The following is a 12,961-nucleotide window of genomic DNA, read 5'->3' on the forward strand; positions in this document are numbered from 1 at the left end:
GCGGCGCGCCCACACAGCAGAACCCAGGGAGCATCAATCGTAAAGAACCGCTGCGATCTTGGGGTCCTTCATGTTGCTCTTGTCGTAGTAGTAAAAGCCGGTGTCGATGATCTTGGGCAGCTTCTCGCCCTTGAGCGCCTTCACCGCAGCTTCCACGGTTTTGTAGCCAATGCCCACCGGGTTTTGGGTGATGGCGCCGGCAATGGTGCCGTCGTTGATCATGTCTTTTTGCGCCTTGCCCGAGTCAAAGCCGATGATGACCACGCCGGTTTTCTTGGCTTCCTTCATGCCCTTGCCCGCACCGATGGCCGAGCCTTCGTTGGTGCCAAATATGCCTTTGAGCTTGGGGTGCGCTTGCATCAGCGTCTTGGCAATTTCAGCCGACTTCAGGTGGTCGCCACCGCCGTACTGGATGTCCACCACCTTGATCTTGGGGTACTTGGCCTTGATCTGGTTGACAAAGCCATCGCGCCGGTCGGTGCCGGTGGTGCTGGTCTGGTCGTGCCCGATCACCGCCACTTCGCCTTCGCCGCCGATTTGCTTGGCCATCATGTCGGCTGCCAGGGCGGCGGCGGCCTTGCTGTCGGTCTGCGCGGTCGTCAGCACGATGTCGCTGGCCACGCCCGAGTCAAAGGCGATCACCGGGATCTTGGCGGCTTGGGCTTTTCTGAGCAATGGAATGGCAGCCTTGCTGTCGAGCGCGGCAAAACCGATGGCGGACGGCTTTTTGGCCAATGCAGCGGAGAGCATGTCGATTTGCTTGTCGACCTGTTGCTCGGTCTCGGGGCCTTCGAAAGTGACCTTGACCTTGAAGTCCTTGCCAGCCTGGTCAGCGCCTTGCTTCACGGCTTGCCAAAACTGGTGCTGGAAGCCTTTGGATACCAGCGGGATGTAGATTTCCTGGGCGCTTGCGACGCTGGCAAAACCAGCCAGGGCGAGGCTGGCGGTGAGGGCCAGCAGATTTCTTCTCATGTTCATGGTTGTCTCCTGTTGAAAAAAATTGAAGCTGCTACACGGTGAAGGTGCGCACACGGCGCGGTGGGAAAGCTGGTGGGTGGTCATCGGTGGTCGTTGGCGGTACTCCTTACTTTTTATTGCGGCGCAGGTTGTCGGTGTAGACCGCCAAGATGATGATCAGCCCGGTCAGCACCATCTGCCACTCTTGGGCCACCGACATGATGCGCAGGCCATTGATCAGCACGCTCATGATGAACGCACCAATCACCGTTCCCAAAATCGTGCCGACCCCGCCGCTGAGCGAGGTGCCGCCAATCACCACGGCGGCGATGGCATCCAGTTCGTAGCCTTGGCCCAGGGCCGGTTGGGCCGAGTTCAGGCGCGAGGCAATCAAGAGCCCCGCCACACCGCATATGGCGCCGCTGAAGCTGTAGATGATGACCTTCCAGCGCGCCACATTCACCCCCGAGAGCCGCACCGCCTCTTCGTTGCTGCCCAGCGCAAAGGTGTAGCGGCCCAGCGCGGTTTTGTTGAGCACTAGCGCGCACACGATGGCCACCACAAACATGATGAGCACGCCGTTGGGAATGGGCAGCGCGGGGAAGATCTCGCCGATCCACGAACCCAGTGCGATTTGGTCAAAGCCTTCGACGTCGCTGAAGTAAATCGGACGGGCATCCGTGATGATGAGCGACAGGCCTTTGAGTAACATCATCATGCCCAGCGTGGCAATGAAGGGCGGTACCCCCAGCCGGGTGATGGCCAGCCCTGACAGACAGCCCGAGAGCGCGCCCATGGCCAGGGCGCAGACGATGCCCAGCGGCAGCGGCATGCCCAGGTTGACCAGAAACACGCCGGCCATCACCGCACAGAAGGTCATCAACACGCCCACCGAGAGATCGATGCCCGAGGTGATGATGATGAAGGTACTGGCAATGGCCAGCACCCCGATGACGGTGGTGCTTTGCAGGATGCCGATGATGTTGTCGCGCGTCATGAAGGCATCTGGCTTGAGCGCGCTGAACACAGCGATGAGGACCAAGAGGCTGGCAAAGGCCAGCAGCTTTTGGCGAGCCTGGGCACCGGTGAGGCGTTGCATCCAGCTGGGCTTGGGGGGCGTGGTGGGCATGGTGGTGCGGCGTTGAGCGGGCAGGGCAGGGTGTGGTGGGGTGAACTTAGTGCAGGGTCGCCGAGGCAGTGCTTGGCGGGCTGGCGGAGTCGCTGAGGGCCGCTTCGCGGCGGGTGGCCAAGGCCATCAGGGTCTCCTGGGTGGCCTCGTCAGCGCGCAGTTCGCCGGTGATGCGGCCTTCGCACATCACCACAATGCGGTGGCTCACTGCCAGCACCTCAGGCAACTCGGAGGAGATGACCACGATGGCGCGTCCTTGCGCTGCCAGGTCTTTGAGTAGCTGGTAAATCTCTGCCTTGGCACCCACGTCGATGCCACGGGTGGGCTCGTCAAAGATCAGCACATCGCAGTTTTGCACCAGCCACTTGGCGATGACCACTTTTTGCTGGTTGCCCCCCGACAGGAGCTTGGTGGTTTGGTGGATAGAAGGGGTCTTGATACGCAAGGTGTCCACCATCTCTTGCGAGATCCGACGGATGGCGGGCTCGTTCAGCACCAGGCCCCAGCGCAACCAGCGCTGCAGGCTGGGCAGGGTGATGTTGGCGGCCACATCCATGCCAGTGGCCAAACCAAAGTGTTTGCGGTCTTCGGACAGGTAGCCCAGGCCGGCTTGCACCGCGTCTTGCGGTGAGCGAAGCCGCAGCGGCTTGCCGTGCAGCAGCACCTCGCCGGAGTCGATCGGGTCTGCGCCAAAGACGGCCCGCGCCACCTCGGTGCGGCCTGCGCCCATCAGGCCGGCAAAACCCACTATCTCGCCCCGGCGCACGCTGAAGCTCACATCGCGGATGGCACGGCCACGGCAGAGCTTGCGCGCCTGCAAAACGACGGGGTTGGCTGCGGTGTCGGGAATGGTTTTTTCGGTGGCCTCCAGAGGCCGCCCCACCATCATCGCAATCACCTGCGCCATGGGGGTGCTGGCGGGCACCGTGTCGATGGTGCGGCCGTCGCGCATCACGGTAATGCGGTCGGCAATGCGCGCAATTTCGTCCATCTTGTGGGAGATGTAGACGATGCCTACGCCCTCGGTTTTGAGCTGGCGGATGGTGCGAAACAGGTTGTCGATTTCGGCGTGCGTCAAAGCGGCAGTGGGCTCGTCCATGATGAGCACCCGCGACTGGAAGGACAGCGCCTTGGCAATCTCCACCATTTGCTGGTGCGCCACCGTGAGCTCGCCCACCAGGGTTTGCGGTGCCAGCGTGAGGTGGATGCGCTGCATCAGCGCCTGGGCTTGTTGGTTGAGTTGCGCCTCGTCCAGAAACACCCCAAAGCGACCGCGCGGCTCGCGCCCCAAAAAGATGTTTTGCGCCACGCTCAGGTGCTGCATCAGGCACAGCTCCTGGTGGATGATGCCGATGGCCAGTGACTGCGCATGCGCCGGGCTGGCGATGTCCACTGCCTGGCCGTCCAGCAAGATGTCGCCGCTGTCCTTGCGGTGGATGCCCGCCAGAATTTTCATCAGCGTGGACTTGCCCGCACCGTTCTCGCCCATGAGCGCATGCACCTCGCCGGCGCGCAGGTCGAAATGCACTCCGTCGAGGGCGCGCACGCCAGGAAACGTCTTGCTCAGCGTGCGTATGGAAACCAGCGAGGTCATGGACCGTGTCTGGGAGAACGTTGCGGGCCTAGATGGTCACGCCGCCATCGACCAGCAGGGTCTGGCCGGTGACAAAACGCGACTCGTCGCTGGCAAGGTAGACCACCATAGGCGCAATGTCGTCCACCAGGGCCAAGCGGCCCATGGGCTGGCGGGCGATGAAGTCTTTTTCGGCTTGCACCGGGTCGGCGGCGCTGGCAATGCGGCCGCGCAGCGAGGGCGTGTCCACCGTGCCCGGGCACAGCGCGTTGGCGCGCAAGCCCTGTTTGACATAGTCGGCGGCCAGCGATTTGGTCAGCCCGATGACCGCCGCCTTGGTCGCGCCATAGGCGCAGCGGTTGGTGAAGCCTTTGATGCTGGATGCCATGGAGGCCATGTTGATGACCGACACGCTCATACCCGGCGTCTGCGCCCTGGCGAGCATGCCCGGAAGAAAAGCCCGCGTCATGCGAAACATGCTTTTGACATTGAGCTCAAACGACTGGTCCCAGTCGGCTTCGCTGCAGTCCAACAGGCTACCGTTGGCCACCATCCCCGCGCAGTTGAACAGTGCGTCCAGCGCTCCCACGCGTTGGGCGAGTTGCTGCACCGCGCTGTCGCTGCGCACGTCCAGCAAGGCCACTTCGATGGCGGGCGACGCTGCGGCCAAGCTGTCGAGCAGCGACTGTTGGATGTCGGTGGCAATCACCCGCGCACCCTCGGCGGCACAGGCCAAGGCGCTGGCCCGGCCTATGCCTTGGGCGGCGGCGGTGATCAGAACGGTTTTGCCTTGCAGGCGACCTTGACGCATCGTAATAAGCCCGGTAAATTAATTCACTTATAAATAAGTTATTCATAAGTGATTCAAATACTACGATCGATTTGTGCTTGCGCACTCAGTAGTTCCCCTAGGGTGGCGCGGTCATGCTGCGGGTTTTGAAGGCTCCCGTTCCCGTTGCGCCGGCGCGCCCCCGAGGGCGCCGTCCCAAGAACCTCGACCACGCCGCGCCGCTGGACGCAGACGACGCCCGCTACCGCGCTCCTGCGCTCGACAAAGGGCTAGACATCTTGGAGCTGCTGGCCAGTCAGCCCCAGGGCCTCACCCGCGCCGAGATCGTCAAAGAGATGGACCGCAGCGCCAACGAGATCTACCGCATGCTCGAGCGCTTGGTGGTACGCCAGTACGTGCTGCGCAGTGCTTCGGGCGACCGCTATGCCTTGAGCCTCAAGCTGTTCGCGCTGGCGCACATGCACCCGCCCCTGAACCGCCTGGTCAACCAGGCGTTGCCGGTGATGGACGACTTCGCCCGCAAGGCCGAGCAGTCCTGCCACCTGGGCGTGTACGACCGCGGCAATGTGTTGATCAGCGCGCAGGTCAACAGCCCGCGGGGTTGGAGTTTTTCCTTGCAGCGCGGTGCCCGCGTCGGACTGCTCGACACTGCGTCAGGCCAGGTACTGCTGGCTTTCAGTGACCGCCCGAGTTACCAGCGCATGCAGGCCGAACACCTGCCGCTCGATGGCGAAGTGCCCATCACCGCCGCCGCCTTGCAGCGCGCCTTGGTGGCCATTCGCAAACGCGGCTACCTGCAGCGCAGCAGCGTCCAGTCCTTCGGTGTGACCGATATCTCGTACCCGGTGCTGGGCCCCGACAACACCGCTTTGGCCGCGCTCACCTGCCCGTACATCCGCCGCATCGACCGCCATGTGGGCCCGGATCTGGCTGAAGTCCGTGCGCTGCTGCAAGATGCGGCGAAGGCACTGTCGTTGGGGCTTCGATCTTGACCTGCGTGCAGTGTTTCACCAGTCGCCGCAAACCTACTGCATCGAACTCAGCCCAAACGGGTTGCCCTCCGTGTCCTCACACAGCGCGACCCAACCAAACTCGCCGATGGAAAACTTGGGCCGGATGAGCTTGCCCCCTGCCGCTACGACCCGCGAGGCCTCGTTTGCGCAGTCTTGAACACCGAAGTACATCAAGCTGCCGCCCGCGCCTGGCCGTGCGTACGCGGACTTCACTAATGCACCACCCGCGCCGTACAGCCCCATGTCGGTTGGAAATCCCATCATCTGGGTTTCGCCGGTCGGGTCGCCTATCGGTTCGAGCTTGGTTTGCAGCACGCGCTCGTAAAACGCGACGGCTCTGCCCATGTCGCTGACGTAGATATCAAACCAAGCAATTGCATTCGACTTTGCCATTTGGCACTCCTGTGGGGTTGAACAGGCGGCCAGTCTAGGAAGTGGTCGAACGCGCGTATTGTGTAAATCAGACACCAAACTTGTGCAGGTAGGCCCCCGGTGTGTAACCCGTCACCTTGCGAAAGGAATGGATGTAGTGCGACTGGTCGGCGTACAAGTCCAGGTAGTGCTGTTTGAAGGATTGCTGAATGCGCAACACCTTGAGCAGGTCGTGCGGGGAGAATCCTGTGGTTTGCTTCAAGGTCCGCTGCAATTGGCGCGGCGAAAGGCAAGCCAGCTCTGCCATGTCCGCCACACTGCGGATGTCGTCGAGCCGTGCCAGGATTCTTTCGGTCACCGGGTTGGCTACCACCCGTTTGGTGTTGATACACCACTGCACCAAGTCCGCCATGACAGCTTGCTTGGTCGAAAAATCCAGCGCAAGCATCTGCTCGCCGGCAGTTTGCAGCGGCAGCTCACCCGCATAGGGCGTGCCGACAAACTGGTCGCTGATTTCGTTCGGGTTGCCTTGCCACACACCCGGTAACAGCTCGATGCCAACGTAGTGAAACGAGGATCCCAAGTTCAGCTCGGTGTACGTGGTACGCAAAGCAGTTACACCGGCGATGCGGGTGTCGTGTTGGTTGAACAGGAGGTTCACGCAAGCATCCGGCATGGCGTGCAGTAAGAAGTCCTGCGCCAGCGTCGTCTCGGTTTTCAGTTCCCAGAAGCAATGCACCAGGGCCGCCAGATACGCGGGTGGCTTTTCTACCGCATAGCGGACGGAGCTTGCGGTTCTGGCTACGCCATCTTGGATGGGGTCGTACATGCCCTAGGTCCCAGGCCGTGGCAGCACCAGCCTTAACACCAGGCCCTGCGGCGTCTGGCCGAGGGCTTCTGCGTGGCCACCGTGGCGCTGGGCGATCTCTGCGACGATGGCCAAGCCCAGACCGCAGCCGCCGGGCAGGTCGCTGGCGCGCCAGAAACGCTCGAACACGCGGGTGAGGTCCTGCGGGCTCAGTCCCGGGCCGTTGTCTTCCACCTCCAACACGCAGGCATTTTCACGCTGGTGCGCGCGCACGGTGACGCTCGCGCCGCGTCCTGCGTAGCGCAGTGCGTTGTCGATCAGGTTGCTCAGGGCTTCCCGCAGCAGCAGTGCATCAGCGGCCACCGGCATGCTGTCCTGCCCCTCGTAGCCCAGGTCGATACCCGCAGCCACCGCGCGCGGTGTCCATTCGCGCGCCACCTCGCGCGCCAGCGCCGCACCGTCCATGGTGCGCAACACCACATCGGCCTCGGTGCGGGCCAGCGACAAGAGCTGGTGCACCAGATGTGCGCTGCGCACGGCGCCGGTGTGCACTTTTTGCAGCCGCTGCAGCAGGGCCTCGGGCTCGCGCTCTTGCATGGCCAATTCGGTTTGGCTGATCAGGCCTGCCAAGGGCGTGCGCAGCTGGTGCGCCGCGTCATTGAGAAAGCGCTTCTCCTGGCTCAGGCTGCGCCGCAATGAGGTCAGCATCTGGTTGAGGGCGGTGGCCAGGGAGTGCACCTCGGGCGGTGCCTGCGTGAGCTCGATCGGCGAGAGCGCCGCCGCCGAGCGATTGGCAAGCTGGGCCTCCAGCCGTTGCAGCGGTGCCAGGCCGCGCTGGATGCCAGCGTACACCAGAACACTGAGCACCGCACCGAGCAGCAGCAGTGGAAACAGCACGTCCACCACCAACTCCCGCGCGATGTTTTGCTGCACCACCAGGCTTTTGGCCACCTGCACCCGCAGGCGTTGGGGCGTGGGGCCGTCGCCGAAGCTGAGTTCGAAGAGCGCAACCCGCATGGACTTGCGCTCGACTTCGACGTTGTAAAGCACAGTCTCATCGGGGCCAAACGCCAAGTCGGCCGGCGGTGGGGGCAGCGTGCCGTTACCCAGCAAGAAGCTTCCCGGGGGCGAGGACACCATGTAGGTCACCCGGTCTTGCGGGTCTTGCTCGATGATGCTTTGCGCTGCCCGCGGAAAGTCCACCAGTAGACCCGAGCCCAGCGGCTTGACCTGGCGTGCCAGCGCCCGCACCGACTGCGTCAGCGACTGGTCAATCGCCTTTTCTGCATACACCAGCGCCACCCGAAAGGCCAGCGCACCCCCCATCAGCCACAGCACCAACTGGGGTAGCAGCAGCCAGACTAGCAACTGGCGTTTGAGGGAAAGACGCGCCGATGCGCTCATGCACTCACCAGCTCCAGCATGTAGCCCAAACCGCGTACATTGCGAATGCCCAGGCCCGAGCCCTGTAGCTTGCGCCGCAGGCGGTGCACGTACACCTCCAGCGCGTTGGAGCCACCGCCTGCGCCCTCGGCCGGCGCGGACTGCCACACCGCCAGCACATCCTCGCGGCTGACCACCTGGCCCATGTGCTTGACCAACAGCGAGAGCAGCGACCATTCGCGGTGGGTCAGCTCCATGAGTTCGTCATCCAGCCAGGCTACCGGCAGCGCCGGGTCCAGTCGCAAGCGCTTGGCCACGGAAATCTGCACTTCCAGCGAGCCGCCGAATGCCGGCAAGCGGGAGCGCCGCAGCATGGCGGCCAAGCGGGCCAGCAGTTCGTCCATGCTGAAGGGTTTGGTGAGGTAATCATCGGCCCCCGCGTTGAGACCCTGTACCCGGTCGTCCACCCCGTCACGGGCGGTCAACACCAACACCGGCAGCGCCGCCAGCCGTTGGCGAATCCATCGCAGCACGGTGATGCCATCGACGACGGGCAATCCCAAATCCAGAACAACGGCATCAAACCGGTGGCTCTCCAGCCAGCGTTGGGCCTGTGCGCCATCGGTGGCTGCGCTGACCTGGTGGCCTGCGTGGGTGAGCTGGGCGCACAGGCCGTCGCGCAGCAGTTCGTCGTCTTCCACAATCAGCAAATGGGCCATGCGCCGAGCATACCAAGGGCCTTTTGTCGGAAACCGCCCCAGGTCAACGCAGTGGGGTTGGGGATGGCGGTGGGGCGAGGTCGGCAAGTGCGGCTGTGCGCGCTTTGCGCACCGCATCTCCGATGGCCGGGCCCTGCGCGCCCGCGGCCGTGGCCTGCTGGGCCACGCTGTCGGTGGCCACCGACAGCGCCCGCTCTAGCGCCTGCGCCAAGCGGCCACGTTGCGGATAGGGCCGGTCTTGCAGGCCCAATCTGCCGCGCGCATCGCATTCGCAGGCCAGCAGCACATCGGCAAAGCGCGCAGGTTGACGAATGGCATCACAGCGTTCCAACAGGCGTAACAGTGCGTCTGCGCCCAGGCTGGCGCTGCGGTGGATGTTGCCGTGTTCGCGCGCCACCACCTCGGCCAGCGCCTGGCACTCTGTGGGCACGCGCAAGCGCGTCGCCAGGGCGCGCAACAGGGCCACGCTGCGCGTTTCGTGGCCAATGTGGCGCGGCTGCACCTTGGCAGGCGTGGTGCCTTTGCCCAGGTCGTGCGCCAAGCAGGCAAAGCGCACCGCCAAGGGCGCGTCGATTTGCGCTGCCATGTCCAGCACCAGCATGAGGTGCACACCGGTGTCCACTTCGGGGTGGTGCTCCACGCTTTGCGGCACGCCCCACAAGCGCGCCACTTCGGGCAACAACCGCTGGAGCGCGCCACAGTCACGCAGCACGGTGAGCATGCGCGAGGGTGCGTGCTCCATCAGGCCGCGCGACAGCTCTTGCCACACCCGCTCGGGTACCAGGTGGTCGACTTCGCCGGCGTCCACCATCTGTTGCATCAGCGCCTGGGTTTCGGGTGCGACCCGAAAATCGGCGAAGCGGGCGGCAAAACGCGCCACACGCAGGATGCGCACTGGGTCTTCGCTGAAGGCGGGGCCGACATGGCGCAGCACTTTATGGACCAGGTCGTGCTGGCCACCAAACGGGTCGACCAAGGCGCGGGAGTCCAGACTGCCGTCGCTTCGCAGTGCGTCGGCCGGGGCGGCGATGGCATTGATCGTCAGGTCGCGCCGCGCCAGGTCTTGCTCCAGTGTGACATCGGGCTGCGCATGCACCACAAAACCACGGTAGCCTGGCGCGGTCTTGCGCTCGGTGCGCGCCAGCGCGTACTCCTCGTGGCTGGTGGGGTGTAAAAAAACTGGAAAGTCCCGGCCTACCTGCGTGTAGCCCAGGTCCAGCATTTGCTGCGGCGTGGCGCCTACCACCACCCAGTCGCGGTCGCGCAGGCCCAGGCCCAGCAGCGCATCGCGCACGGCACCACCAACCAGATAGGACTGCATGGGATGCGTGGGCTGGGGGTACGCCCTAGCGCGAGACGCGGTAGGGCTCTTCGAAGTCGCGGAAGTCCTGCTCCGCCAGTGCGCCCTCGATCCACGCTTGCACGCCGGGCAAGGCACAGACGCGCTGCACATAGGCCGCAATCTCTGGTGGCACCGGCAAGGCGTAGGTGCGCAGGCGCATGCACACCGGGGCGAAATAGGCATCGGCGATGCAAAACGTGCCAAACAGCATCGGCCCGCCGTGGGCTTGCAACAGTTCGCTCCACATCGACACCAGGCGTGCTACGTCAGTGCGTACGCCGGGCTTGTCGCGCCACACCAAGGCGCCGATGTCGGGCAGCGAGGCTTCAATGTTCATGGGGCAGTGGCTGCGCAGGTGGCCAAAGCCGCTGTGCATCTCGGCGCAGATGCTGCGCGCGCGGGCCCGGGCGTGGGTGTCAGCGGGCCACAGCGCGTGCTGTGGGTACTTTTCGGCCAGGTACTCGGCAATCGCCAAGGTGTCCCACACCACCAGGTCGCCGTCGACCAGCACCGGTACTTTGGACACCGGGGTGATGCCTGAGAGCGCTTTGCGGAAGTCCGAACCCGCATCGAACGAGTCGAAGCGCACTCGGACCTCCTCGAATGGGATGCCCGCTTGGGTGAGTAGAACCCAGGGCCGCATCGACCAGGAGGAGTAGTTTTTGTTACCAATGTAGAGCTTTTGCATGGTGGGCCTTTGGCGGTTGCGGCGGTTGCGGGGGGTGCGTTGTCAGTGCGTAGGTAGGGCGGTCTCGCATGTCTCTGAAGTGTGTTCTTACATGGTGCGTCAGCTTGTGCAGCGCCAATGGGCTAGGGCAAGTCGGCGGCGGTGTCAGCGATATCTCCATCGCGTGGACCCACCGCGCCCAAGCGAGCCTTCAGCGATTGGGGTTGGCCGGTGATCAGGGCCGCGTAGTTGGTGGTGTTGGCGAGTACCTTTTTGACGTAATCGCGGGTCTCGCTAAAGGGGATGTTCTCTGCCCAGATGGCTGCATCCAGCGTGCGCGCACCGGCTTGGCCACGCCAGGCCCGTGGCCGGCTGGGGCCGGCGTTGTAGGCAGCGGTGGCCAGGGGCATGGAGCCTTCAAAGCTCTCTAACACCAGCTTAAGGTAGCCAGTGCCTATGGCCAGGTTGATGTCCCGATCGTTGATTTGGTGGCCTTGGAAACCGGTAAGCCCAATCTTCTTGGCGGTCCAGCGCGCAGTGGCTGGCATCACCTGCATCAGCCCGGAGGCGCCCACGCTGGACTTGGCGTCCATGATGAAGCGACTCTCTTGCCGAATGAGGCCATAGACGTAGGCCGGGTCCAGGCCGATTTTTTGGGTCTGCGCTAACACCGCAGCCTTGAAGGGCATGGGAAAGCGCTGCTCCATGTCGATGATCGTCTTTGTGCGTTCGCTGGAGTTGATGCAGCGGTCCCACACTTCGGCCCGGCAGGCCAGGTCGGCAGCGGCCAGCAGCGAGCGATCGTCCATGCCGCCACTTTGATGCAGGTTGGTGGTGTAGTTCCATTCGCGTACGCCCTCGCTGCGTAGTCCGATGGAGATGGCGTAGAGCGCGCGCCGCAGCCCCGGGTTCTGGCGTGCGGCCTCTTTCTCTGGTTCGGTCAGCGGTGCAGGGCGCTCAGGCACGGTAATGCGCTGGCCCAGGTCTTCCAGTGCGAGCTGTTCATAAAAACCGCGCACACCGGCGATACGCTCGAGCATGCGCTGGGCCTCCCCCGGGTTGGCAGCGGGCCGATTGCCCGCCAGCAGCGCGCGCGCATGCCAGTAAGTCCACGTTGGATCAGCGCGCTGCCGCTCGGGCATGGCGGTGATGGCCGCTTGCACCTGCGCCCAGTTACCCGTTCGCAGCGCCGCACGTGCCGCCCAGGCCAGGTGGTCTTCATGCATCAAATCGAACTGGCCTTTGGCAAAGTAGTCGCTCGCTTCGTATTGCAGCCGCTGCGCTGCGCGCTTACCAATCACGCCCCAAATCCAGCTGCGTTCTTCTTGGGTAAGCTGGGCGCGCCAGCGCAGCTGCTGCAACTCCTGTGCCGCTTGCGCCGGGTCTTGGTAGGCCAGGCGGATCAGTGCGAGCGAAACCAGTTCGCGCGTTTGCGGTCGTAAGGCGGTGAGCTTGTCTGCGAGGTACTTGGCAGGGTTTTGGTAGACCTGCGCAACCGTCTTGGCCCAGCGTTCGTCGAGCAGGCCTACGGCTTGGGTGGCAACACGCAGGCGGTCTGTTTCCATGCCCAGTCGGGCGCGTACCCAGGCCGTGTATGGCCGCATCGCGGTGTCACTCAGAAGTTGCTGGGCCGCCGCAGCGCAGCCCTCATCCGTCTCGCGCAGGCTAAGCCAGAGCTCGGTGACCTGCGCCGCGATGGCCGTGGGGTCGCCGTTGCGTTGCAGATGACTCCCGAGCAACTGGTAGCACTGGATCGATTTGTCATCCCTCATTCGGTAGGCCGGCAGCGCGCGGAAAAAGCCTGACCAGTCTTTCCGATCGCCTAGCAGCAGCAGCCACTCGCTGCGAAGCTTGTCCTCTTGGTAGGTGCCGCTGTAGCGGCTCAGAAAATCTTGGATCTCGGTGGCGCTGGCGGAGTCCAGACGGGCTGACAACTCCCAGTACGCGCCCCAAGGCTCCAGCACCGAGTTGCGCACCTGGGGCAACAGGGTGGCAAGCCGCCTGCTATCACTTTGGCGGTAGGCCTGCGCCATATCGAGGAGGGCGCTGTCGGTACGTGCAGTGTCTGTGCGCTGGTTCTCGCGGATTTGCGCCTGGGCGGTGCTGGGCAGCGCGAACGCGCTGGCCAGTACGAGGACCGATAGCATCGGTGTCAGAATGAACGAAAGCAACATAGGCGGATTATGGACAACTCCGACTCGGACAAAG

Annotated in this window: 12 protein-coding genes; 1 reads left to right on the forward strand and 11 read right to left on the reverse strand. The window is 63.8% G+C overall.

Annotated elements, in window-relative coordinates:
- Positions 1-33 precede the first annotated feature (33 nt).
- The 4 genes from ACILRC_RS00255 to ACILRC_RS00270 all read right to left on the reverse strand — a co-directional run bounded on the left by ACILRC_RS00255 (position 34) and on the right by ACILRC_RS00270 (position 4,470).
- Positions 34-972: an ABC transporter substrate-binding protein gene (locus tag ACILRC_RS00255; RefSeq protein WP_395667565.1), complete on the reverse strand. Its 939-nt coding sequence runs from the start codon at positions 970-972 to the stop codon at positions 34-36.
- A gap of 112 nt (positions 973-1,084) precedes the next feature.
- A complete protein-coding gene (locus ACILRC_RS00260) occupies positions 1,085-2,086 on the reverse strand; it encodes an ABC transporter permease (RefSeq protein ID WP_395667321.1) in 1,002 nt (333 codons plus the stop codon).
- Positions 2,087-2,132: 46 nt separating this feature from the next.
- A complete protein-coding gene (locus tag ACILRC_RS00265; RefSeq protein WP_395667322.1) occupies positions 2,133-3,680 on the reverse strand; it encodes a sugar ABC transporter ATP-binding protein in 1,548 nt (515 codons plus the stop codon).
- A gap of 28 nt (positions 3,681-3,708) precedes the next feature.
- The gene (locus ACILRC_RS00270) at positions 3,709-4,470 is read right to left on the reverse strand and encodes an SDR family oxidoreductase (RefSeq protein ID WP_395667323.1); all 762 of its coding nucleotides are present in this window, start codon (positions 4,468-4,470) and stop codon (positions 3,709-3,711) included.
- 113 nt (positions 4,471-4,583) lie between these two features.
- Here ACILRC_RS00270 and ACILRC_RS00275 point away from each other — a divergent pair, with 113 nt between their 5' ends.
- Positions 4,584-5,441: an IclR family transcriptional regulator gene (locus ACILRC_RS00275; protein WP_395667324.1), complete on the forward strand. Its 858-nt coding sequence runs from the start codon at positions 4,584-4,586 to the stop codon at positions 5,439-5,441.
- Between the two features lie 33 nt (positions 5,442-5,474).
- Here the strand turns inward: ACILRC_RS00275 and ACILRC_RS00280 are convergent, their stop codons facing one another.
- From ACILRC_RS00280 to ACILRC_RS00310, 7 genes are all read right to left on the reverse strand, one after another.
- The gene (locus ACILRC_RS00280) at positions 5,475-5,855 is read right to left on the reverse strand and encodes a VOC family protein (RefSeq protein ID WP_395667325.1); all 381 of its coding nucleotides are present in this window, start codon (positions 5,853-5,855) and stop codon (positions 5,475-5,477) included.
- Positions 5,856-5,922: 67 nt separating this feature from the next.
- Entirely contained in the window at positions 5,923-6,663 is a 741-nt protein-coding gene (locus tag ACILRC_RS00285) for a helix-turn-helix domain-containing protein (RefSeq protein WP_395667326.1), read from the reverse strand.
- A gap of 3 nt (positions 6,664-6,666) precedes the next feature.
- Complete coding sequence (locus ACILRC_RS00290; RefSeq protein ID WP_395667327.1) at positions 6,667-8,046, reverse strand: sensor histidine kinase; 1,380 nt, start codon at positions 8,044-8,046, stop codon at positions 6,667-6,669.
- On the reverse strand, positions 8,043-8,744 hold the full coding sequence (locus ACILRC_RS00295) for a response regulator transcription factor (RefSeq protein WP_395667328.1): 702 nt from the start codon (positions 8,742-8,744) through the stop codon (positions 8,043-8,045). The genes ACILRC_RS00290 and ACILRC_RS00295 overlap by 4 nt, the downstream gene beginning before the upstream one ends.
- A 43-nt stretch (positions 8,745-8,787) precedes the next feature.
- Positions 8,788-10,065 carry a multifunctional CCA addition/repair protein gene (locus tag ACILRC_RS00300; RefSeq protein WP_395667329.1) on the reverse strand — a complete coding sequence of 426 codons (1,278 nt, stop codon included), beginning with the start codon at positions 10,063-10,065 and terminating at the stop codon, positions 8,788-8,790.
- A 25-nt stretch (positions 10,066-10,090) separates the two neighbouring features.
- On the reverse strand, positions 10,091-10,774 hold the full coding sequence (locus tag ACILRC_RS00305) for a glutathione S-transferase family protein (RefSeq protein WP_395667330.1): 684 nt from the start codon (positions 10,772-10,774) through the stop codon (positions 10,091-10,093).
- Positions 10,775-10,896: 122 nt separating this feature from the next.
- Positions 10,897-12,927: a transglycosylase SLT domain-containing protein gene (locus tag ACILRC_RS00310; RefSeq protein WP_395667331.1), complete on the reverse strand. Its 2,031-nt coding sequence runs from the start codon at positions 12,925-12,927 to the stop codon at positions 10,897-10,899.
- Positions 12,928-12,961 lie beyond the last annotated feature (34 nt).

The sequence above is a fragment of the Rhodoferax sp. genome (assembly GCF_044236835.1).
Taxonomy (GTDB): domain Bacteria; phylum Pseudomonadota; class Gammaproteobacteria; order Burkholderiales; family Burkholderiaceae_C; genus Allorhodoferax.